Raw genomic sequence first — 24,090 nt, forward strand, 5'->3', positions numbered from 1 at the left:
AACTGAATGAAAAACGGTTACAGTTGTTGCTATTTTCAAACTAAAGGGGGATTTATTCAATGGTTATACCTTACAAACATGAGCCATTTACTAACTTTGGCTTAGAGGAAAATCAAGAACAATACAATCAAGGATTAGCAAAAGTTTCATCTTATTTAGGTGAAAAATATCCACTAATCATTGGTGGAGAGCGTATCTTTACAGAAGAACAGATCGTATCTGTAAATCCTTCAAATCATAAAGAAGTTATTGGTTCTGTATCTAAAGCAAGCCGTGACTTAGCTGAAAAAGCTATGCAAATTGCTGATACAACTTTTAATACATGGAAAAAAGTTAAACCTGAAGTTCGTGCTGACATCTTATTCCGTGCGGCTGCAATTATTCGTCGTCGTAAACACGAATTCTCAGCTTTATTAACTAAAGAAGCTGGTAAACCTTGGAATGAAGCTGATGCTGATACAGCTGAAGCAATTGATTTCTTAGAGTTCTATGCTCGTCAAATGTTACAATTAAAAGACGGAATTCCTGTTGAAAGCCGTCCTGGTGAATATAACCGTTTCAACTACATTCCATTAGGAGTTGGCGTTGTAATTTCTCCTTGGAACTTCCCATTTGCAATAATGGCTGGAACAACTGTAGCTGCTGTAGTAACAGGTAACACTGTTCTATTAAAACCAGCAAGTACAACTCCAGTAGTTGCTTACAAATTCTTAGAAGTATTAGAAGAAGCTGGATTACCTGCAGGAGTAGTAAACTTCGTACCAGGTAGTGGTGCTGAAGTAGGAGATTACTTAGTTGATCACCCACGCACTCGTTTCATCAGCTTTACTGGTTCTAAAGAAGTAGGTATTCGTATCTATGAGCGTGCTGCAAAAGTAAACCCAGGTCAAATCTGGTTAAAACGTGTTATCGCTGAAATGGGCGGTAAAGACACAATGGTAGTTGATAAAGAAGCTGATTTAGAATTAGCTGCTAAATCAATCGTTTCATCTGCATTCGGATTCTCTGGTCAAAAATGTTCAGCATGTTCTCGTGCAGTAATTCACCAAGATGTGTATGATCAAGTTCTTGCTCGTGCAATCGAATTAACAAACGAATTAACTGTTGGAAACCCAGAAGACCGTTCAACTTACATGGGTCCAGTTAATGACCAAGCTGCTTTCAATAAAGTAATGAGCTACGTACAAATCGGACGTGAAGAAGGCCGTGTAGTAACAGGTGGAGAAGGAGACGACTCTACTGGTTGGTTCATCAAACCAACAATCGTTGCTGACGTTGCTGAAGATGCTCGTTTAATGAAAGAAGAAATCTTTGGACCAGTTGTAGCATTCTGCAAAGCTAAAGATTTTGATCACGCTTTAGAAATTGCTAACAATACTGAATACGGATTAACAGGTGCTGTTATCTCTAACAACCGTGCAAACATCGAAAAAGCACGTGAAGACTTCCACGCTGGTAACTTATACTTCAACCGTGGATGTACTGGTGCAATCGTTGGTTACCAACCATTTGGTGGATTCAACATGTCAGGTACTGACTCAAAAGCAGGCGGACCAGACTACCTAGTTCTTCACATGCAAGGTAAAACAACTTCAGAAATGCTTTAATAGATTAAAAAATGGCTTGTCTTATGGACAACCTATAAAAGAGTAAACCCACGAAGAAATTTCTTTGTGGGTTTCTTTTTATATTTTAAATGTTAGGAAAAAATGTATAATCGAACGTAATCAGAAACGGTTCACATTATTGGAGAAGACATAACATAAATATTTCCAAGCAAAGCCCTTCCCCATATTATTATGCTATAATTTTATATAAATGATAGTGAACAGAGAGAAGGGATATCATGCAAATTTTACAGAGAATTATTCAATTAGTAGATTCAATTCCATTAGGAACTCGTGATGATTGGGACTCTTATTTTTTAGGACAGGCATTTATAACTTCTCTTCGTTCAACTTGCGGAAGTAGAAGGGTTGGAGCAGTTATTGTAAGTGATAATAGAATAATTGCTTCTGGATATAATGGATATCCGAAAGGAGCTAAGCATTGTATCGATGGGGGATGTCCACGCTTTGCTGCTCGTCAAGAAGGGTTATTAGATAGTGGTAAATACTCAGATCAGTATCCTTGTGATGCTTTCCATGCTGAAGAAAATGCAATTTATCAACTAGTACAATCAGGAATTCAAAAAACGAAAGGTGATAATTGGACAATCTATTGTACAACTGCACCGTGTCGAGCTTGTGCAAAAATGATAAATGGAGCGGGGATTACTAGAGTTGTATATAATGTAGGGTATCCGGATGATTATTCAATTGAGTATTTTAAAAAATATGGAATTGAACTAACAAGAATCCCTGCTGAATAAACTTTAGTCCAAATTTAAACAAACGTTTGATTAATTGTATATGTAAGAATTTGATGTACAGACTGTTTGGAAGCGAATGTCTTTTGAGGTTCGTTTAGCCTAATGAGGAGCGGAGTTATCCTATACGATAATGAGCTTCAGTTAGGTGAGTAACGAAGAAAGAGACCGTTTGGCGGACAGTCTGTAATTATTTTGCTTGTATTTAAGTGGAATGTTGCCCGACACATGGGAAATTTGGTATTATCAGTATATTGTATGTTGTGCGAATAATATGGAGGTGCATATAAATGTCAAAAATTACAATGGAGCAAGTTAAGCACGTTGCTCATTTAGCGCGTTTAGCGGTGACTGAGGAAGAAGCAGAGAAGTTTTCAAAACAACTTGGAGCAATTTTAGATTTTGCTGAGCAGTTAGGTGAACTTGATACAACAAATGTGAAACCAACTACACATGTCCTAAAAATGCGTAATGTATTACGTAAAGATGAGCCAGGTAAAGGTTTACCAATTGAAGAGGTACTGAAAAATGCACCAGACCACAAAGATGGACAAGTTAAAGTACCGTCAATATTGGATTAAGGGGGGAAATTAGAATGTCATTATTTGAATATACAGTTTCAGAATTACATAGCAAATTAAAATCAAAAGAGATTAAGGTAGAAGAATTAGTAAATGAATCTTATGAGCGAATCTCTGCAGTTGATGGTGAAGTAAAATCATTTTTAACTTTAAATGAAGAGCAAGCGCGTCTACAAGCTAAAGCACTTGATGAAAAGCCTTGGGATGAGTCTCGTGGAATCCTTGCTGGTATGCCTATTGGTGTAAAAGATAATATCGTTACAAAGGGTCTTCGTACTACTTGTGCGAGTAAAATTCTTGAGAACTTCAATCCAATTTATGATGCGACAGTTGTAACGAAATTAGCTCAAGCTGAAAGCATTACGATCGGAAAATTAAATATGGATGAATTTGCAATGGGTTCATCTAATGAAAATTCTGCGTTCGGTGGTACTCGTAACCCTTGGAATACTGAATACGTACCAGGCGGAAGTAGCGGTGGGTCTGCAGCTTCAGTAGCTGCTGGAGAAGTATTATTCTCTTTAGGTTCTGATACAGGTGGATCAATCCGTCAACCAGCTTCATTTTGTGGAGTTGTTGGTTTAAAACCTACATATGGTCGTGTATCTCGTTCTGGTTTAGTAGCATTTGCTTCTTCACTAGACCAAATTGGACCAATTACTAGAAATGTAGAAGATAATGCATTGTTATTACAAGCAATTTCAGGATTAGATGCAAGTGACTCAACTTCAGCTAATGTAGAAGTTCCTTCATTTGCTAAGGCGTTAACAGGTGATGTAAAAGGTCTTCGTATCGCTGTACCTAAAGAATATTTAGGAGAAGGCGTTGGTGAAGAAGCTCGTGCATCTGTTATGGCTGCTTTAAATTTATTAGAAAGCCTAGGTGCTACTTGGGAAGAGGTTTCATTACCACATTCTAAATACGCATTAGCTACATATTATTTAATTTCTTCATCTGAAGCATCTGCTAACTTAGCTCGTTTCGATGGTATTCGCTACGGTCACCGTGCAGCTGATGTAGAAAACTTAATTGATCTTTATAAGAAAACTAGAGCTGAAGGCTTTGGAGACGAAGTAAAACGTCGTATCATGTTAGGTACTTATGCATTAAGTTCTGGTTACTATGATGCTTACTATAAAAAAGCTCAACAAGTTCGTACATTAATAAAAGAAGATTTCGAGAAAGTATTTGAAAACTATGATGTTATTATTGGCCCAACTACACCAACTCCTGCATTTAAAGTAGGCGAAAAAGTAAGTGATCCAATGACAATGTACGCAAATGATATTTTAACGATTCCTATTAACTTAGCGGGTGTACCTGCGATTTCTGTTCCTTGTGGTTTCCATAATGGTCTTCCATTAGGATTACAAATTATCGGTAAACATTTTGATGAGTCTACAATTTACAGAGTTGCCCATGCATACGAGCAAGCAACTGACTTTACAAAACAAAGACCACAACTATAAGGAGGCGCGGGAAAGATGAATTTTGAAACGATAATCGGTTTAGAAGTACACGTAGAATTAAAAACAAAATCAAAAATCTTCTCACCAAGCCCTAATGCGTTTGGTGCAGAACCAAATACAAACACTGGTGTAATTGATTTAGGTTACCCAGGTGTGTTACCAGTATTAAATGAAGAAGCTGTAAACTTTGGTATGAGGGCAGCAATGGCGTTAAATTGTGAAATTGCAACTGAAACAAAGTTTGACCGTAAAAACTACTTCTATCCTGATAATCCAAAAGCTTACCAAATCTCTCAATTTGATAAGCCGATTGGTGAAAATGGATGGATTGAAATTGAAGTTGGTGGCAAAAAGAAACGTATCGGTATTACGCGCGTTCATTTAGAAGAGGATGCTGGAAAGTTAAATCATACAGATGAAGGTTATTCATTAGTAGACTTTAACCGTCAAGGAACTCCATTAATTGAAATCGTTTCTGAGCCGGATATGAGAACTCCTGAAGAGGCTTATGCATATTTAGAAAAACTTAAGTCAATTATTCAATTCAGCGGTGTATCAGATGTAAAAATGGAAGAAGGATCACTTCGTTGTGATGCTAATATATCTTTACGTCCATTTGGACAAGAAGAATTCGGTACAAAAGCAGAATTAAAGAACTTAAACTCATTTGCTTTCGTTCAAAAAGGACTAGAGCACGAACAAGTTCGCCAAGAAAAAGTATTATTATCTGGCGGAGTAATCCAACAGGAAACGCGTCGTTACGATGAAGCTACAAAGACTACAATCTTAATGCGTGTAAAAGAAGGATCGGATGATTACCGTTACTTCCCAGAGCCAGACTTAGTTGAACTATACATTGATGATGAGTGGAAAGAACGTGTTCGCCAAAGTATTCCGGAGCTTCCAGATGCTCGTCAAAAACGCTATGTAGACCAATTAGGTTTACCAGCATACGATGCAATGGTATTAACTTTAACAAAAGAAATGTCTGATTTCTTCGATGAAACAGTAAACAATGGTGCAGATGCAAAATTAGCATCTAACTGGTTAATGGGTGAAGTTTCAGCGTACTTAAATAAATCACAAAAAGAACTACATGAAGTTGCTTTAACGCCTGAAAACTTATCTAGTATGCTTAAGTTAATTACAGACGGTACAATCTCTTCTAAGATTGCGAAAAAAGTATTCACTGAGTTAATCGAAAACGGTGGAGACGCAAATGAAATTGTAAAAGCGAAAGGTTTAGTACAATTATCTGATGAAGGCGCTCTTCGTAAAATCGTTATCGAAACTCTTGATGCTAACCCACAATCAATTGAAGACTTTAAAAATGGTAAGGACCGAGCTATTGGCTTCCTTGTTGGTCAAATGATGAAAGCGACTAAAGGCCAAGCGAATCCACCACTATTAAATAAGATCTTAATGGAAGAAATTCAAAAAAGATAAGATTTTCAATACAAAAAACTACGGACTATAAGCTCCGTAGTTTTTTTGTACATTTAAAGTCAAAATGACTCAATAATATGGTTGGCTTGTTGGTGCATACAAAAGGATATCCACTTTACTGTTGGATCGTTATATAATCCTGTTACATGAATTAATAAAGAAAAACAGCCAGCACCTAGTATATTTCCAATGTAAGTTATAAGCCACAAATTTAGCACCTCAAGCCAATTCATTCTTCCTCTTATGGCAGTATAGGCAAAATAAAATATGTTTCCTATAAATAGATCAGCTCCACCGTATGCAATAAGAAGAATGGCGACAGTAATTGTTATAGCAGCCATTGGGTAGGCAAAAGGTGTATACGTAGCATGAAAGAAATTACTTGATTTAAATGCTACGATAACCCCGAAGCCTATAAACATACTAGCCATTATTGCTCTTAATAAAAAACGCAAAACACTATCTCGATAAATTTTTAACTTTTTTAGAGCAAAATACTCTACATTCACGAACGGTTTGTTATCCATCTCATTATCAATCCTTAATTCTACTTTAATGTTTTTATCATCAATATGTACTATAATGATTAAGTTGTTCAAAACGGTAGAAAAATATAGCAAAGAAACGAATGTAATATAAATTTAATATAATATAATATTGCTTTTCAATATGGGTTTGAACATGCTTTAGAAAGGTAAAAATAGATAAGTAAATGGAAAAAGTTTACTACAAAATCTTTTTAGGTTAGGATATAAGTTAGAGAACTTAAATAAATAAGTAGGATGGTTAATGATGAAACGTGCAAGAATTATCTACAACCCTACTTCTGGTCGTGAAATTTTTAAGAAAAAGCTTCCCGATGTGTTGCAATTGTTCGAGCAAGCGGGTTATGAAACCTCTTGTCATGCAACAACTGGTGCAGGTGATGCGACAATGGCAGCAAGAGAAGCATGTGAACGAAAATTTGATTTAGTTGTAGCTTGCGGTGGAGATGGAACACTTAATGAAGTCATTAGTGGTATGGCAGAACAAGAATATCGACCAAAGTTAGGATTAATCCCAGTTGGGACAACAAATGATTTTGCTAGAGCAATTGGTGTGAATGTTTCAATTATGGAAGCGGCTGAAGTCATAACAAATGGGCAAACTGTGCCTCTTGATATTGGAAGAGTTGATGATAAATATTTTGTAAATATTTTAGCTGCCGGTAAAATTACAGAATTAACATATGAAGTACCTAGTAAACTAAAAACAATGTTAGGACAGCTAGCATATTATTTAAAAGGTATTGAAATGTTACCAAGAGTTAAGCCTACACGATTAAAAATTGAGTATGATGGAAAAGTATTTGATGAAGAAGCATTTTTGTTCTTATTATCGAATACAAATTCTGTTGGTGGATTTGAAAAAATTGCACCTGAAGCAAGTATTAATGATGGACAATTTGACTTATTAGTCTTAAAGAAATCAAATATAGCTGAAATCATCAGAGTATGTGCTCAGCTATTAAGTGGCCAGCATGTACAAAATGAACATGTTCTTTATACTAGAGCAAGCCATTTGAAAATTATGTCTGATGATAAACTACTATTAAATATTGATGGTGAGTACGGTGGAGAAACACCATGTACTGTCGATATGCTTTACAACCACCTAGAAATCTATGTACCATAATAAGTGAAATAGTAGTAAATACTAGAAAAAGTAACCACGGTAGTTAACGTGGTTATTTATTTTGTATAATGAAATGGTTTAATAAAAGGTTGAAAGGTAGGTAAGGGACTTGTCGAAAAGAGTGTTACCTGTAGAAAAGAATCAATTAATAGATGTTGAATTTATCGATTTAACTCATGAGGGACATGGAGTTGCAAAGGTGGATGGATATCCGATTTTTGTACCAAATGCACTCCCTGGTGAAAAAGCACAAATTAAGGTGCTAAAAACAAGTAAAGGCTTTGGGTTCGGTAAAATCATTGAATTCCAAAAAGAAAGTGATGTTCGAGTAGAACCGATTTGTTCGATTTACAATCAATGTGGTGGTTGTCAAACTCAACATATGAGCTATGAAGGCCAACTTGAGGCGAAACATAAACAAGTAGTAGAGGTTGTAAAAAGAATTGGAAAACTTGATGACGTAGTAATCCACCCAGTGTTAGGCATGGAAAACCCATGGAGTTATCGTAACAAAGCACAAGTTCCTGTAGGGGATCTAGAAGGTGGATTAGTTGTTGGTTTCTATCAAAAGAGAAGCCATGAAATTATTCCAATGAATGAATGCTACATTCAAGGAAAAGAAAATGATGAAATGATCCAAACTGTGAAGGATCTTTGTGAAGAATTAAAAATCGAGCCATACGATGAAGTTGGCCACAAAGGACAATTGCGTCATATTATGGCACGCTATGGTTACTATACAAATGAATCAATGCTAGTTCTTGTTACTAATAAAGTGAACTTTGCTCAAAAAGACGAATTAATAGCTAGAATTGTTGAAAAATATCCAACAATTACAAGTATTATTCAAAATGTAAATAATGAAAAAACAAATGTGATTCTTGGAAATCAAACAATTGTATTATACGGAAGTGAAACAATCAAAGATAAAATTGGTGATATCACTTTTGAAATATCAGCTCGATCATTTTATCAAGTAAACCCTACACAAACTAAGGTTTTATATGATAAAACACTCGAGTATACAAACTTAAACGGTAGTGAAACAGTTATTGATGCATACTGTGGAATCGGTTCAATATCTTTATTTTTAGCTCAAAAGGCTAAAAAGGTTTATGGTGTTGAAATTGTACCAGAGGCAATTGAAGATGCGAAACGAAATGCTATGATTAATGAGATGACAAATGTTGAATTTGAAGTAGGGAAAGCTGAAGAAGTTATACCTAATTGGTACAAGCAAGGTATTACAGCTGAAGTATTAGTTGTAGATCCTCCAAGAAAAGGTTGTGACGAGGCTTTATTAAATACAATCATTGATATGAAGCCAGGCAAAGTAGTTTATGTATCATGTAATCCTGCTACATTAGCAAGAGATTTACGAGTACTTGAAGACGGTGGTTATAAAACAGTAGAAATACAGCCAGTGGATATGTTCCCACATACTAGTCACGTGGAAGCTGTCGCAAAATTAGTACTAAATTAAGGGAACAGACACTAAGTTTTTGAACCTGATGTCCTTCTAAAGTTCTTCAGTTTTGTAGCAAAACCTTTATTAACTTGGATCACTGGATTGCTATTTGATGGCGTGGAGATAATAAGGGAATGAAGATACAAGTGTAAGCAAGGGCTTCTTGCTTTTTAATTTTGGGATAGGAGAATGGACTGGAATCCCATAATGAGAGGATTTGAAATTTAATATGAAAGATAATTTTTGGCGCGATTTACCGCGACCGTTTTTTATACTGGCACCAATGGAAGAAGTAACGGATGTTGTATTTCGTCACGTTGTAAGTGAAGCAGCCAGACCAGATGTGTTTTTCACAGAGTTTACAAATAGTGAGAGTTATTGTCACCCAGAAGGAAACAAAAGTGTGCGTGGGCGTTTGGCTTTTACAGAGGATGAACAGCCGATGGTAGCTCATATATGGGGTGATAAACCTGAATTTTTCCGACAAATGAGTATTGGTATGGCAGAACTTGGGTTTAAAGGTGTGGATATCAATATGGGCTGTCCTGTACCTAATGTGGCAGGGCACGGAAAGGGAAGCGGCCTGATTCGCCGTCCAGAAGTTGCAGCAGAATTAATACAAGCAGCAAAAGCAGGAGGATTACCTGTAAGTGTGAAGACAAGGCTTGGTTTCTCTGAGGTAGACGAATGGCGCGACTGGCTAACTCACATTTTGAAACAAGACATTGCCAATCTGTCAATCCATCTTCGTACAAGAGATGAAATGAGCAAAGTGGATGCACATTGGGAATTAATACCGGAGATAAAGAAACTTCGTGACGAAGTGGCACCAGATACACTCTTAACGATCAATGGGGATATTACTGACCGTCAAATTGGTTTAAAGCTCGCTGATCAATACGGTATTGATGGGATTATGATTGGCCGCGGTATTTTCCATAATCCGTTTGCTTTTGAAAAGGAGCCGACAGAACATAGCAGTAAGGAACTACTTGATCTCTTAAGATTGCATATGGATCTTCATGATAAATATTCACATTTAGAGCTCCGTTCGTTCAAGGCTCTTCATCGCTTTTTTAAGATATATGTCCGTGGGTTTAGAGGGGCAAGTGAATTAAGAAATCAATTAATGAGTACATCATCAACAGATGAAGTACGTGCAATGCTTGATAACTTTGAGTCAAAGTATCTTGATGGAATATTGGAACTGTAAAATTGTCAGCCCTAGTGTTGTCAATTACAGTCTGCACATATAAATACAGATAAAAAGTACTCTTTAGAGTAGACACTTAAAGGTCTAACTATAGGGTACTTTTTTTGTTTTCATTTATATAATCTCCAATTCTAAACCTTGACGAGTTGTTCACATTGAATAAGTGGTTTTTTTCCTTTACATGAAGAAAATATCCACCTAGTAAATGAGAAATGTTTATTTTACAATTAATGCAACTATACATCCATAACAAATTTGAAAAATTAAGATGAAATAAGAAACGAAGAAGAATGAATTTAAAGCTACATGTAAAAGTAGATTGGTACGATAACTTATTAGCTTAACGAAAGGGTGGATCAACACATAATGAATAGATTGATAATCGGAATGGACGGCGGAGGAACGAAAACGAGAGTGGTGGTCAAAGAACGCTTAAACGGAGAAACATTATTTGATAAAAATTTTGGAATGTCCAATTATAACAACATCGGCGTAGAAGGGCTTAGACCAGTATTTAGTGAAATATATGAATCGCTTGTTTCTTATTTTGGAGAGCGCATACAAAATGCGATTCTTGTATTAGGCTCTGCGGGGGTAGATCGACCGAAAGATATTGATATCTATTTGAATGCATTAAAAGAAAGTGGTTTTACTTGTCAGTTAGAAGTAGTGAATGATGCAGAAATTGCTCTTGTTGGTGGGAACGGAGATCGAAAAGATGCTTTGATGATTGCTGGAACAGGCTCCATTGTTATGGGAGTAGACTCAAAAGGAAATACAATACGCTCAGGCGGATGGGGCGGATTAATAAGTGATGAGGGTGGAGGTTTCCAGATTGGTTTACTTGCAATCGCGGCTGTTATGAATGAGTACGACAAAGTAATTGCTCCTACTTCATTTACCGAAAAATTGCTCGCTCATTTTAAGTTGGATTCTCCGGAAGATTTTATGGATTTATTATACTTGGAAGATACAATTCCCGTAGATAAGGTAGCTTCATGTACCCCAATCGTTTTAGAGGCATGGGTAAAAGGTGACGATGCTGCTCGTACAATTGTTGAAGGAGAACTAGATAAGTTGGTTCGTTTAGTCATTGGAATCAGCCGACAAATGGGTTCAATTAATTTTCGCCTATCTGTGGCAGGAAGTTTGCTGACGAAATCAGCTGAGTATTTCGATACACTAAAGGATAAGTTAAGTGTGGCTTTACCCCAAGTTGAACTTTCTGCACCTCTTTATGATCCAGTTTTCGGTGCCATCATTATTGGTGAGAAATACAAGTAATTCAAAATAAAAATAAAGGAATGGCGATCGAATATGCGTGAAATAGGAATTAGTGTATATCCCAACTTTTATCCTTTAGATCAAATCAAAGATTATTTAGAAAAGGCACAATCATTAGGCTTTAAAAAGGTATTTGTTTCACTGATTTTAAATAATCATGGTTTTGAAGGTGCAATAAATGTAAATGCGGACACTTGGAATGAATTATTTAGTTATTGTAATAAACTAAATATGACTGTGTCAGCTGATATGAATGATGAAGTTTTCAGTGAATTAGGTTGTACATTAACTGACCTTACAGCTTTACAGAATATGGGCATCACAAGGCTCCGCATCGATGGAGGGTTCACGAGTGAAGAAGTTGCGCTTCTTTCAAAAAATAAACAGGGAATTCAAATAGAAGTAAATGCTTCAATGTCTTCTTCTAATAATCAAAATGGAAACGCTTTACGCGAATGTCGTGAGTTTTTAGAAACAATCGAACGAGAAGGAAATATCGGACAACTAACAGCTTGTCATAATTTTTTTCCTCTACCAGATACAGCATTGTCTTTAGAAGACATACGCTCCATTAACAATATGTTTGCTTTATTCGGTGTGCCAGTCGGAGGGTTTGTTGCTTCGCAGCTTTCTCCTAAAGATTTACACCATTTAGGTCATGGAGTTTGTACAATTGAAAAACACCGCTTCTTGCCTAGTCATATTGCCATGCTAGAGTTATTTGCAAATTGTTTTAATGATGTGTTAATTGGAGACTCATTTGCAGATCTTTCAGAGCTCAATGAAATGGCTAGATGTTACAAACAAGATTATATAGAAATTCCAGTTGTTTTTAATCAGTTTGTTCCCGAACAGACAAAGGTGAAAATTAGCGAGCAGGTTCTTATTTCAAGAGTAGATCAACCAGCAAATCTCATTCGTGCAACTGATACAAGGGGAATGGAAGTACCTCATTGCTACTGTGCTCCAAGAAAGAAATATACAGTTTCTATTTTAAATAATCGAAGTGCACAATATGAGGGAGAGGTACAAATTTCATTAAAAGATTTAGGACAATCTGTTGAACATAATGTCATTGGATTTATTCATCCTTTTGCATACGATTTAATGCCTTATTTATTAGCAGGCAAAAATAAATTTCGATTAGTTGAATATAAGTAAAAAATTTTTATAGTCGAGGTATTAGAATGGTAAAAAGTGCAGTAATTCTTGCGGCAGGCAAAGGGAGTAAACTAAATCCTTTCAACGCAGTTCGCTCCAAAACAGCAATAAAAATCGCTGGTAAACCATTAATACGTTTTAATATTGAATCCATTGTAGCAATGGGGATAGAAGAGATTGTTGTTGTCGTTAATGAGGAACATCAAAGAGAGATTGAGAATCTTCTATTCGACATGGATAATGTTAAATTTGTAGTTGATCAATCAAATTTAGGAAGTGCAGAAAGCTTAGTTATGGGAGTTGAGAAACTTTCAAGTACTAAGGAGTTTCTTGTTCTTTACGGTGATACAATCGTCGAACAAAAGGATCTTGAGCAATTGGCTAATTCGAACAAACCTACTGTTTTGTTGAAAAAATTAGAAGAATCATCAAGGAATTGGATTGGTGCGAGTATAAAGGATGGATTTGTTCAGTCAATCGGTGCTCATTACCGTGGTGACAGTATTACCCATCAATTCGCGGGATTTCTTTTTGATGAGTCATTACTAGATGATGCGAGAAGAACGCCCGACTATTTTCCGAATGTCAAAGTAGGAGTGGGTGTTCCGAAAGAACGATACGTCGAAGCTGCTCTTCTAAAATCACTTGAGAAAACAAAATTACAAGCGATTGAGTGTAATGGCTATTTCTTTGATATCGATAAGCCTTGGCATATGTTAGAAGCGAATGAATATATGGTGCATCATTTTTGTAATGCAATAAAAGAAAACGAACTAGCAGAAGGCGCGACGATTTCTAAAAATGCAACCATTCATGGTCACGTAAAGCTTGGTAAGAATTCCTCAATTGGTGATCGGGTTGTTATTCACGGTAACCTAATTGTAGGTGATAATACAATCATCGATAACGGTGCAATTTTCAATGGCAATGCTGTTATTGGCGATCATACTGCCATTCGTAATTATTGTATGATTTATGATGGAGTTGCAATTGGATCACATTGTATTTTCGACCACTGTGCAGAGTTCCTTGGCGGAATGGTAATGGATAAAGTATATCTTTACCACTATGGCGAGTTTTATGGCGCAATAGGCAGTCATACGGATATTGGTGCAGCAACGGTTTGTGGGACATTACGCTTTGATGACGGTGAAACTGAGCACTCAGTAAATGGACGGAAAGAAATACCCTTACATTTTTCAAATGCAGCTTATCTTGGTGATTATTGTAGAACTGGTGTGAATACGATTATTATGCCAGGATGTAAAATAGGGGCTTATAGTGTATTAGGAGCAGGTGCAATCATCGATAAAGATATTGAACAAAATAGTCTTGTTTTCGTAAAACAAGATTTAGTTATAAAAAAATGGAGTGAAAAGAAGTACGGTTGGTAAATTTATTAAATCAAAGAAGGTATTTATTTATGGAGAATTATTTTAAGTATGTGATGGCAAATCTCGAAAAACTCTATACGACACAAAATCAAAACATTGACCATGCAGCAACTTGTATTTTTGATGCCATTCAAAATGGTGGCCGCTTTCTTGTTACTGGTTCGGGTCATTCACATATGTTTGCAGAAGAATTTTATGTAAGAGCAGGTGGATTTGCGGATGTCTCTCCAATTTTGCCGAATGAGTTTTTTTTACATGACCATCCATTAAAAAGTACTGTAATCGAACGAATAGAAGCTTATGCAAAGGTAATTTTTGATTTATACAAAATAAGCTCAAAGGATATTCTTGTGATTGCTTCCAATTCGGGGAGAAATGGAATGACGGTTGAACTTGCAAAAATGACACAGGAATGCGGTGCAAAGGTAATTGCTTTTACAAATCCAAATCATCCAGAAGGCTCAAAATCAAGACATAGTAGTGGAAAATATCTTTGCGAATTTAGTGATGTAGTTATAGATAATTGTACCGGTCTTGGGGATGCTGCCTTTTATGTAGAAGAAGCAAATACAGGTATGGGTGCAACTTCCACAATGGCTGGAGCTTTTGTTGCTCAATCCATTTCTATATTATTAGCAAAAAAATATCATCAAGCTGGATTAAAACCACCTGTGTTTAAAAGTTCGAATGTAGATGGTGGAGATGAATGGAATAAAGAGTTGTTTGCTAAGTATTATGGTGTTTAATAATTAATCGAATAGCTAAAAGATTGATCTTACTTATTAGCTCGCTTTTGCGTTCTCAGTTTATGGGAGCGCTTTTTCACGTTTGAATGGTCATAAAGTGTTAACCTCGTCTTACAGAATTTCTAATACAACGTTAAGAAATGCTTAAAACAATAAAAAGCCAAATTCCTTGATCTTAGTGCTTTTATGCTAAGATAAGGATTTTTTTTGTATACAAAAGAATTAGAAACGATTGGTGCTAGTAAAATGTTCCTGTATTTTGTAGTAGGGCTTAGGTCGTATCATAGCATTGTAAGTATATATGACATATGAACTACGCTGGTTTGTTTTAAATTGCGAACTATTTTGGAAAAATTCAAACTGTTAAATAGATTTACTGGAAAGTAAACTTAAAATACTAGATTAGGCATCTAGGGTGGTGAGGTAATGTATGCGAAGAGATTTAATTTTGCAATATTTGTATCAAAAAGGAAAATCACTAACTTCACAGGAACTTGAATCAGAATTCGCTATTTCAAATCGTACATTACGAAATGAATTGAAAGAATTAAACGCGATTGGAGAAAAGTCTGGATTTGTGATTCAGAAAAAACGTGGTGAGGGCTATTTACTTCATATAGAAAACCAAGAGTTGGTCCAAACATATATGAAAGAAATAGACGGGGCATTAGCACCAGATTTACCTCGTGTTCGAGTGAATAATATTATTATGCTTTTGCTTCAAACGACTGAGTTTCAAACGATCGATCTGTTTGCTGATAGTCTAATGATTAGCAGATCGACAGTTTTTACCGACATGATTGAAGTTGAAAAGCAAGTAAGGATTTTTGATTTAAAAGTAGAAACAAAATCACGTTATGGAATTCGTTTACTTGGGGATGAAACGAATTTTAGAAGAGCGTTTTCCTACTTTCTAAGTCAAAAAGAAACAGGGTTATTAAAGAAGTCAAATTATCAAACTTTTGAGAAAGCGTTTCCGTTTGAGGAAATTCGAGCTGTTTTGAGTGAAGAAGTACAGAATAATCAATTGAAATTAAGTTATTTTGCACTTGAGAATATTTTAGTGCATATCCAAGTACTCTCGTTTCGAGTAACTCAACACAACTTTATCTTGCCTAATCAAGAAAAAAAGTTAGATGTTTCTCTAATTAAACCGTCATTTATGAATATAGCAAAGAGAATTTGTGAAATTCTTTCTGAACTATATCATGTCGTATTACCAGGGAGTGAAATAATCTATTTAGCTGCCCATATAAGTGGTAAATCGAGTGTAGACGATATTGAGGAACATGAAAAAAATGACTTAAAACAAAAACTAAAGAATTGTTTAGAAAGATTAGATCAAACATTCTTAACTCAGTTTTCAGGTGATCAGCAACTTTTAAATACGATGATCATGCACATGTATCCACTGTTAAGAAGATTATATTTTAATTTAAAGCTTACGAATCCTTTAATAGATGATGTTTATAGTAGGTATTCGGATGTGTTTATGATTGCATTAAATTTTTCTGAAATGATAAAGGAAATATGGGGATTTGAACTTTCTAGTGACGAAATGGGTTATATTACAATGCATTTAGCAGCTCATGTGGAAAGGGAGAAGCAAAAACAATTAAGTTCTTACAAAAAAATTCTACTATCTTACGGATTAGGAGCAGGGTCGGCTGATTTAATGAAAATGAAACTTGAGACACTTTTCCAAGGGGCAAAAATTGACGTCGTTTTGTATAGTGAGCTTCAATCGTTAAAGTTAGAAGATTATGACTTATTAGTTTCATCGACTTCGATTCCATTTGATAATATTTCGATTCCGTATATTCAAGTAGCACCAATACTAACTGAAACGGATGTTCAAAGAATTCGTCGAACGCTTACTAGATACCCGGCTAATAAAGTTAAAGAAGATGTACCGACACTTTTATCTTTATTTCATCCAGATTTGTTTTATATAGAAGAAAGCAAAGAGTCGTTTGACTACAAAGCATTTATTAAAGAAAAGGCAAAAAGCGTTGTTGAACTAGGATTTGCAGCACCTAACTATCCAGCTTTAGTTGTCGACCGTGAAGAAAAAATATCGACGATACTGCAAAATGGAATTGCTGCGCCACATGCATTAAAAATGGTTGCGATACAGGATTCGATCAGTGTGGTGATTTTTAAAAATCCGCCAACAATCGATGGGAAAGTTGTACAAATCTTATTTTTGATTAATCTTCGTGCCGGAGACTTGTTTTTACACAAAGAGTTAAGTCGATTATTTTTACATTTAATGGACCACCCCGAGACGAAGCAGAAAGTATTAAAATCAAATAATTTTAACGATTTTCAGTATGAAATTTCAAAAATCTTGTTTCAATATGGTTCGTAGCAGTTTAGCGATCATTCTAACAATCAAAGTAAGTAGGATGATCGCTAATAGAAACGAATCAACTTCATGCTATCATTTGTCCTTTTTAGATAATCTTGAAAACGGTTACTTAATTAAAAAAGGTGTTCTTCGATTAGAAAATTAATTAAATAAATTATTTTGGAGGAAGATAAATGAAAAGAAATAAATGGTTTTTAGGTAGAGCACTTCCAGCTTCTGTACTAGCGGCATCAATGTTTGCAACTCCATTTAGTGGCGTTGTTGCAAAAGCTGCACCAACTATTACTACTCAATCAGTAGCGCCAATCTCAACTGGCACTAAGATTTTTATGAATACTACACAAATCACTCATGCAAAACCAAGTGGATTAGATACAACCAAGCCAGTAAAATGGACAACTTCTGATCCTTACGTTGCATATGTTGATACGATTGGTAACGCAAAAGGTGATTATAGTGGAAAGATTTTAGGTGTATCTGGTGGATCTGCAATTATCACAGGTACTGGAGTAGATTTAAGTGGTAATGCAGCAACTGTGAATATTACGGTTTCTGTAATTGAGACGCAGGCATCTACTAATCTTGAAAAGGTAGTTTACTATTACAATGCGGGAGATTCGAAAATTCCTGCTGCTCTTTCATCATCTAATTTGCAAACAACAAATATTCCAACTGCTCCATCAGGAACTAAGTTTCCGTCTAAAAACTATGTTGGCTATGTTAATGGAGAAAATGGCGTAAAATGGTTAGTTTCAAAGGATACTTTAATTAAATCAAATGGCAACGTTAATTTTGGTGAAGAAAAAGATCATCCTGTCACTACTGGTATCGTATCCGATGCAATTACACTATATGATCCAAACTTAGCTCCAGCTGATCAAATTCAATATTTACAAGGTGGAAGATATATTCCTCAAACTGGTGAAAATTCAGGTTCAGGAGTCGATAAAAACGGAAACCCGACTCAATTTAACGCCAAAGAAGTAATTACAAACATTATGTCTGATGGAAATAATGGTCTTTGGATTCTAGGCGAGAAAGGAAATGCTACTCATATTGTAAGAAAGCAAATGTCCCTAATGGGCAAATCATTAGTTCAAGAAGAAATTTCTAGAAACTACGCAGATCGATTTGGATTCCAATCTGGTTCTATGAGTTTTGCTAATAAGGATAATATGATTAAAGCTCTTATGACTGCAGATAAAGATGCTATAAGCTCAATTTCTGATACAGATAATGATGGTTTATGGACAACAATGTACGCTTCAGGTGAAATTTGGAGATACAACTACATGAAAGAAAATTTTGGTGAAAAAGATGCTAGAACAATAGATGCAAAAGCTTCTGCAATTCGTGCTGTTGAAGCCATCGTAACGCTTGGTTATGTATCTGGAACGCAGTTAAAGGTACCTTCAAAAGACAATGTTAACGATGTTGTTTATGTTGTTAACTCACTTGGTGGAAACGTAAAGACAATTGACGAAGGAAAAAAATGGCTTGCAGATAACGAAGGTAAACCAGTATTCGTTGACAATGATGGGAAGTATACGTTAGACACAACAGGAAAACCTGCTTCTGCTGGCTTCTTTGCTAGATCATATAAAGTAGAGGGCAGCAACAATGGTTCTACGACTGCAGAAAGCAAATCATGGGACCAAGCTTGGCTTCAAAAAAGTGCAGGAACTACGACTGATGTTAACGGAAATACAGTTAAATATTCTGTTCCAGGTAAAATCAGTGGAGGGACTGCTGGAATCAAAGCGTATGACACTGTTGCTGTACCAAAACGTTTAACGAATATTGTAAATGAGCAAAATCCTAATTTAGATGATGCAACAAAAGCTTTAGACTCAAACAAAGTCTATTATAAAGCAACAACGTCTACAGACGAATTGGTAGGTCATTACTTCACATTAGACCTAGCTTATAACACGTTTAAAGATAGTGATCCTGAATTAGCGGCTCTTGTGAAAAATGATTTAATTAATCATACAAATGCAATGGTTTTAAACAACTATTATCAAGTAAGTGTTACTGGGGAGAACCCAATTGAATCTCGTTTCAATGGAACAGCTCCTGGAAATGGATTAAATGCTCCTTCAGCACCAACTAAATGGGCTAATTTAAATCCAGAATTCCTTGACGGTGTATCAAATGCATGGGGTAGAAATGACTATGAAGATGGTCCATTAAATGCAACATTAGCATTACAAATGCTTGTAGCTGCAAGAGATATGGGCGGTTATACGCCAGAAGAAAAAGCTGCACTTGAAGCACAAGGTGTTGCAGTAATTTCTCCACTTGATTTTGCAAACGAATACAAAGTAATGAATGGTGTCAAAGCGTCTACAACAGCTTCAGAGCACAATGATTATGAAACAAGATATCCAAAGTCTTATAACTCAACTTCATTACTTGATATGTCATTACAGTACCACTCTAGATACTTTGGTATTTCTGCTCATAACGGAGACGATATTGGCGTAAGTGGTGTATCTTACGAGTCATACATGAACTATTCTGATGAAGAAGAAGCTGCACTATCATACTACACATTATCTCATCATGCTGAGAAAGAGAACGCTAAAGGGATCTTAGATGGTATGAACCAATGGTGGTTCAATGAAAAGAGAGAGAAAAATCCATTTATGTCAACTTTCTACGCAGCTTCTCTAGGTGCATTGAAAGAAAAAGGATTTAGTATAGGAAGTTCAACGGTTGACCTTGCAGGTTCAACATGGCAAATGACACGTATTCCAAATAACTTCATGAACTGGGATGTTCTTTCTGCAAACAGAAATGACGTAACGCACGTGACACCTGATTTAATGGTTGATCAATTAATTCCACGTGATGAAGTGATGATGTCTAAATACAATACAAATATTTTCGGAACAATGGATCGTAGAACAATTGATTCTGGTAACAGCTTATCAATGGAATCATCAACTGTAACATCTATGCCTTATTGGTTAACTCAAAACCCTGAGGATGCTGTATATGTAGAAGGTTTAGGTTCAAAAGTTACTGCGCCAGTAAATAACGGAACAGAAAGTATTAATTATCCAACGAATGTAGCAGCTATGAATCCAAATGCTAAATATAACGAAGACACACATACATTTACGATTAATGTTGGTGACTCTGTTAAATTGGATGCTAAAACAACAGGATATACTAACAATGTATCTTGGTTAACGAATTCTTGGGATTTAGCTGGATATAACAATGGATTACCAACGCAAATCAATGCTGATTCAAATGTATCTCAAGTTCTTGATTTAAGAACTTTAGCAGCTTACGGTGAAGTTGGTAATGTAAGTGCAGCAGGAATTAGTGTAGATGGTGTGCACTATGGTTCATACGCAACTGCTTTAAGACCAGGAACTAGTACAGTTACGGGCTATGTGATCGACGGATTCTTTAGAACACCGAAAAAAATCACTTACACAATCAAAGTTGTTGATCCAATGAAGTCAGCTGAAAAAATTGCTCCGACTGAGCTTGACAAGAACGCATTTGCATATCCAACTTGGTTAAAAGATGCAATGGCTGAAAAAGGGCTTAATACAGATGGAAACAAATATGTAGAAGTTAGTTACGAATCATCTTCACCAGACGATGTTGTTGTTGATGCGGATGGAAAAGTAACATACAACACTGATAAACCAGCAAACATTACTGCAACGGTTGTATACTCTGGAATGACATTGAACGGAGATCCACAATTTGCAAATGATAGCCACGTGATGACTTTTGTACGCACAGTTTCTAAAGATGCAAAACAAACAGTATCATTTGATTCACAAGGTGGGTCTGCAGTAGATCCAATCACTGCAACTTACAATGAAGCAATTACTTCTCCAACACCAACAAAAACAGGATATACATTCCTTGGTTGGTATAAAGATGCTTCATGTACTCAAGCTTGGAACTTTGCGACTGATAAAGTAACAGCATCTACTACACTTTACGCTAAATGGGGTATTGGCAAATACACAGTTACATTTAACAGTAAAGGTGGATCTAATGTAGCTACTATAACAGGAAACTATGATTCTATCATTGCGAAACCAGCTAATCCAACGAAAAAAGGATTTGTCTTTGCTGGATGGTACAAAGATGCTGGACTTAAAACTGCATGGAACTTTGCAACTGATAAGGTAAAAGAAAATACAACACTATACGCAAAATGGGATGTTGCTAAAGCAACAGGACTAAAAGCAACAAAAGCAAGTACAACTTCAATTAAAGTAAATTGGACTGGAGTAAGTGGTGTATCTGGTTATGAAATCGTTCGTGCTACTAAAAGCGATTTCTCTGACCAAATAACAAAAACAACTACAACTGGAACATTTAATGCAACAGGATTAGTTAAAGGTAAAACGTACTACTTTAAAGTTCGTGCTTTCACTCTTGATGGAAAAGTTAAAGTTTACGGTAGTTACACAACTGTTATACAATTCAAACTTTAAATCTTAAATATTAAAAAGAAATAAATTCTAAAAGGGATCTTGGTATATAGGGAATTACTGATTTACCAAGATCCTAATTCCTTAGAGAGGGGATAACGTAATGAACAGCAGCTTTTTTGAAAAAAAATTCTTACCGATCGCTTCGAAAATAGGTAATCAAAGACACTTACTTGCTTTGCGTGATGGTATTATGTTTGCAATGCCACTAATGATCATTGGTTCATTTTTCATTATCGTAGCTTGGTTAGAAGCAGATTGGTATCAAAACTTTATGTCAAAAGTATTTGGTGAAAATTGGAATGCATTTGGAGATATCGTTTATAACGGTTCAATGGGGATTATCGCATTAGTTGCAGTATTTGGCGTAGCTTATTCCTTAGCAAGTAGTTATAAGGTCGATAAAAAGAATATTGATGGAGTTCCAGCTGGGGTATTAGCATTAGCAAGTTATTTAATTGTTAATATTATGAGCACTTTCAAAGATGGTAAGGAAACTGTATCAGCATGGTCACCTGATCTTTTTGGTGCACAATACTTGTTTGTTGGATTAATCATTGCAATTATTACTGCTGAAATTTATCGTTACTTCTTACAAAAGAAGATCATCATCACTTTACCAGATACTGTGCCGCCTACAGTTTCACGTTCATTTACGGCTCTTATTCCTGGCTTTGTGATTATCCTTTTCTTCTTACTAGTTCGATACGGATTTAGTCATACTGGTTGGGGAGATTTTGCAACGTTTGTTCATAAAGTTGTGACACAGCCATTTACAATTTTAGGATCAACTTATGTTGGTACACTTGTCGCATGTTTAATGGAACACCTTTTGTGGAGTTTTGGTATCCACGGTTCATCAATCATCACGTCTGTTATGGAACCAATTTGGATTACAAATGCAGATGCAAACTTAGAAGCACTTAAAGCAGGTAAAACATTACCACATATCATTACGTATACATTCTATGAGAATGGAATTTGGATGGGTGGTTCTGGTGCTACTTTACCAGTTGCAATCTATATGACATTTTTAGCGAAGTCAAAACTTCTTAAGAAGGTAGGACGTCTAGCAATTGGGCCATCTATCTTTAACGTTAATGAGCCAATTATGTTTGGTGTTCCGATTGTTTTAAATCCATTTTTAATGATCCCTTATATTCTAGCTCCAGTAGCAGTATTAACAGTAACGTACTTTGGTACGGCAATGGGAATTTTCCCACATACAACTGGAACAATCATCCCTTGGACAACCCCATATTTCATAAGTGGTTATCTAATGACGGGTGGTAAGATTATGGGTGTAGTTATGCAATTGGTAGCTTTTGCAGTGGCTTCGATCATTTGGTTCCCATTCATTCGAATTTGGGATAAGAAAAATTTAGAAATGGAGAAAGCTAGTAAATAATTCTCCCAAGCAAATAGATAGATAATTGATTAGAAGAAGGGACTAAATCTTATGGAAAATCGACAAAAAATTATAACTTCGTTTCGATTGAAAAGAATCGGTGCCTTTGCCATTGATGCAATAATTGTTTCAATCATCTTGTCAATTGTGTATCGAATCACGGGACTTCCAAACTTTCCAGGAGTTCTAGCAAATATGATTGAACTTCAAAAATCAACTGCTAGTCAAGATGCAGCAGTAAAGGTAATGGCTCTTTTTAATGAAGCATTTCTCCAATCGCTTATAATCTATTTTTGTTATGACGTCTTAACAACCTTATTGTTAAGAGGATCGACAATTGGAAAGAAGATCTTTCGATTGAAGTTAACACGCATCAATAATAAAAAGGGAATACTTCCTTATGTATTACTAGTGATTGTTAGAAGTTTCTTTAAATTTTTGACGATGTTTATTTTTCAAGGTCTTCCGTTCTTTTTATCAGTTATTAGCATGTTTGCTAATAAAAAGTCATTAGCTGTGCACGATCGAATCGGTCGATTTATCGTTATTAATAAGAATGAAATATAAAAAAACTTACTAAAGAAAGAGGAAATCATCATGAATATCTTACTTTGCTGTGCTGCAGGCATGTCAACAAGTCTAATCGTTTCTAAAATGGAAAAAGTTGCTGAATCAAAAGGGATTTCAGCACACATTTGGGCAGTTTCAGAATCAGTTGTTCGTTCAGAAATCGATGAAGCTGATGTGTTATTGTTAGGTCCACAAGTACGTTTCCTTTTAGAAGAAATGGAAGAAATCTGTGAAGAGAAAAACATTCCAGTTGAAGTAATTAATATGATGAATTACGGCATGTGCGATGGTGAAGCGATTTTAGAGCAAGCGATCAGTTTAATTGAAAACAAGTAGTAATTGTTGAGAAACGACTTTTCTGATCTTTGCTCAAGAAAAATACGATGAATACCTTAAAGGTAAAATTAGTAACCGTGGGGTTATGACGATAAAAAATTTTATTAATAAAGAGAGGAGGGCAGTTTC

Annotated in this window: 18 protein-coding genes; 17 read left to right on the forward strand and 1 reads right to left on the reverse strand. The window is 35.7% G+C overall.

The window, feature by feature from the left end:
- Window positions 1–59 precede the first annotated feature (59 nt).
- The 5 genes from pruA (at window position 60) to gatB (ending at window position 5,864) form a co-directional block, all read left to right on the forward strand.
- On the forward strand, window positions 60–1,607 hold the full coding sequence (gene pruA, locus BED47_RS04715) for an L-glutamate gamma-semialdehyde dehydrogenase (RefSeq protein ID WP_069032657.1): 1,548 nt from the start codon (window positions 60–62) through the stop codon (window positions 1,605–1,607).
- Window positions 1,608–1,846: 239 nt separating this feature from the next.
- On the forward strand, window positions 1,847–2,371 hold the full coding sequence (locus tag BED47_RS04720; RefSeq protein WP_069032658.1) for a deoxycytidylate deaminase: 525 nt from the start codon (window positions 1,847–1,849) through the stop codon (window positions 2,369–2,371).
- A 287-nt stretch (window positions 2,372–2,658) separates the two neighbouring features.
- Entirely contained in the window at window positions 2,659–2,949 is a 291-nt protein-coding gene (gatC, locus tag BED47_RS04725; RefSeq protein WP_069032659.1) for an Asp-tRNA(Asn)/Glu-tRNA(Gln) amidotransferase subunit GatC, read from the forward strand.
- Between the two features lie 14 nt (window positions 2,950–2,963).
- On the forward strand, window positions 2,964–4,418 hold the full coding sequence (gatA, locus tag BED47_RS04730; RefSeq protein ID WP_069032660.1) for an Asp-tRNA(Asn)/Glu-tRNA(Gln) amidotransferase subunit GatA: 1,455 nt from the start codon (window positions 2,964–2,966) through the stop codon (window positions 4,416–4,418).
- Window positions 4,419–4,433: 15 nt separating this feature from the next.
- Window positions 4,434–5,864 carry an Asp-tRNA(Asn)/Glu-tRNA(Gln) amidotransferase subunit GatB gene (gatB, locus tag BED47_RS04735; protein WP_069032661.1) on the forward strand — a complete coding sequence of 477 codons (1,431 nt, stop codon included), beginning with the start codon at window positions 4,434–4,436 and terminating at the stop codon, window positions 5,862–5,864.
- Between the two features lie 59 nt (window positions 5,865–5,923).
- On the opposite strand, the gene BED47_RS04740 is transcribed toward gatB, so the two are convergent.
- Complete coding sequence (locus BED47_RS04740; RefSeq protein ID WP_025569123.1) at window positions 5,924–6,391, reverse strand: formate/nitrite transporter family protein; 468 nt, start codon at window positions 6,389–6,391, stop codon at window positions 5,924–5,926.
- Window positions 6,392–6,653: 262 nt separating this feature from the next.
- Between BED47_RS04740 and BED47_RS04745 the strand changes: the two genes are divergently transcribed.
- From BED47_RS04745 to BED47_RS04800, 12 genes are all read left to right on the forward strand, one after another.
- Window positions 6,654–7,538: a diacylglycerol kinase gene (locus tag BED47_RS04745; protein WP_025569121.1), complete on the forward strand. Its 885-nt coding sequence runs from the start codon at window positions 6,654–6,656 to the stop codon at window positions 7,536–7,538.
- Between the two features lie 109 nt (window positions 7,539–7,647).
- A complete protein-coding gene (gene rlmD, locus BED47_RS04750) occupies window positions 7,648–9,021 on the forward strand; it encodes a 23S rRNA (uracil(1939)-C(5))-methyltransferase RlmD (RefSeq protein WP_069032662.1) in 1,374 nt (457 codons plus the stop codon).
- 214 nt (window positions 9,022–9,235) lie between these two features.
- Window positions 9,236–10,219, forward strand: coding sequence for a tRNA dihydrouridine synthase (locus BED47_RS04755; RefSeq protein WP_025569119.1), 984 nt, complete (start codon window positions 9,236–9,238; stop codon window positions 10,217–10,219).
- 366 nt (window positions 10,220–10,585) lie between these two features.
- Complete coding sequence (locus BED47_RS04760; protein WP_069032663.1) at window positions 10,586–11,503, forward strand: N-acetylglucosamine kinase; 918 nt, start codon at window positions 10,586–10,588, stop codon at window positions 11,501–11,503.
- 33 nt (window positions 11,504–11,536) lie between these two features.
- Window positions 11,537–12,664: a MupG family TIM beta-alpha barrel fold protein gene (locus BED47_RS04765; RefSeq protein WP_025568876.1), complete on the forward strand. Its 1,128-nt coding sequence runs from the start codon at window positions 11,537–11,539 to the stop codon at window positions 12,662–12,664.
- A gap of 26 nt (window positions 12,665–12,690) precedes the next feature.
- Window positions 12,691–14,058, forward strand: a complete 1,368-nt coding sequence (locus BED47_RS04770) for a sugar phosphate nucleotidyltransferase (protein ID WP_217492990.1) — start codon at window positions 12,691–12,693, stop codon at window positions 14,056–14,058.
- A gap of 29 nt (window positions 14,059–14,087) precedes the next feature.
- The gene (locus tag BED47_RS04775; protein WP_025568873.1) at window positions 14,088–14,804 is read left to right on the forward strand and encodes an SIS domain-containing protein; all 717 of its coding nucleotides are present in this window, start codon (window positions 14,088–14,090) and stop codon (window positions 14,802–14,804) included.
- Between the two features lie 430 nt (window positions 14,805–15,234).
- Window positions 15,235–17,175 (forward strand): BglG family transcription antiterminator, encoded by a 1,941-nt coding sequence (locus tag BED47_RS04780; protein WP_069032664.1) that lies wholly within the window; start codon window positions 15,235–15,237, stop codon window positions 17,173–17,175.
- Between the two features lie 173 nt (window positions 17,176–17,348).
- Entirely contained in the window at window positions 17,349–21,650 is a 4,302-nt protein-coding gene (locus BED47_RS04785) for an InlB B-repeat-containing protein (protein ID WP_069032665.1), read from the forward strand.
- Window positions 21,651–21,750: 100 nt separating this feature from the next.
- Complete coding sequence (celB, locus tag BED47_RS04790; protein ID WP_025568869.1) at window positions 21,751–23,055, forward strand: PTS cellobiose transporter subunit IIC; 1,305 nt, start codon at window positions 21,751–21,753, stop codon at window positions 23,053–23,055.
- A gap of 51 nt (window positions 23,056–23,106) precedes the next feature.
- Complete coding sequence (locus BED47_RS04795) at window positions 23,107–23,622, forward strand: RDD family protein (RefSeq protein WP_069032666.1); 516 nt, start codon at window positions 23,107–23,109, stop codon at window positions 23,620–23,622.
- A 30-nt stretch (window positions 23,623–23,652) separates the two neighbouring features.
- On the forward strand, window positions 23,653–23,961 hold the full coding sequence (locus BED47_RS04800) for a PTS sugar transporter subunit IIB (protein ID WP_025568867.1): 309 nt from the start codon (window positions 23,653–23,655) through the stop codon (window positions 23,959–23,961).
- Window positions 23,962–24,090: the final 129 nt, after the last annotated feature.

Source organism: Gottfriedia luciferensis (assembly GCF_001712755.1).
GTDB classification, from domain to species: Bacteria; Bacillota; Bacilli; order Bacillales; family Bacillaceae_G; genus Gottfriedia; species Gottfriedia luciferensis_B.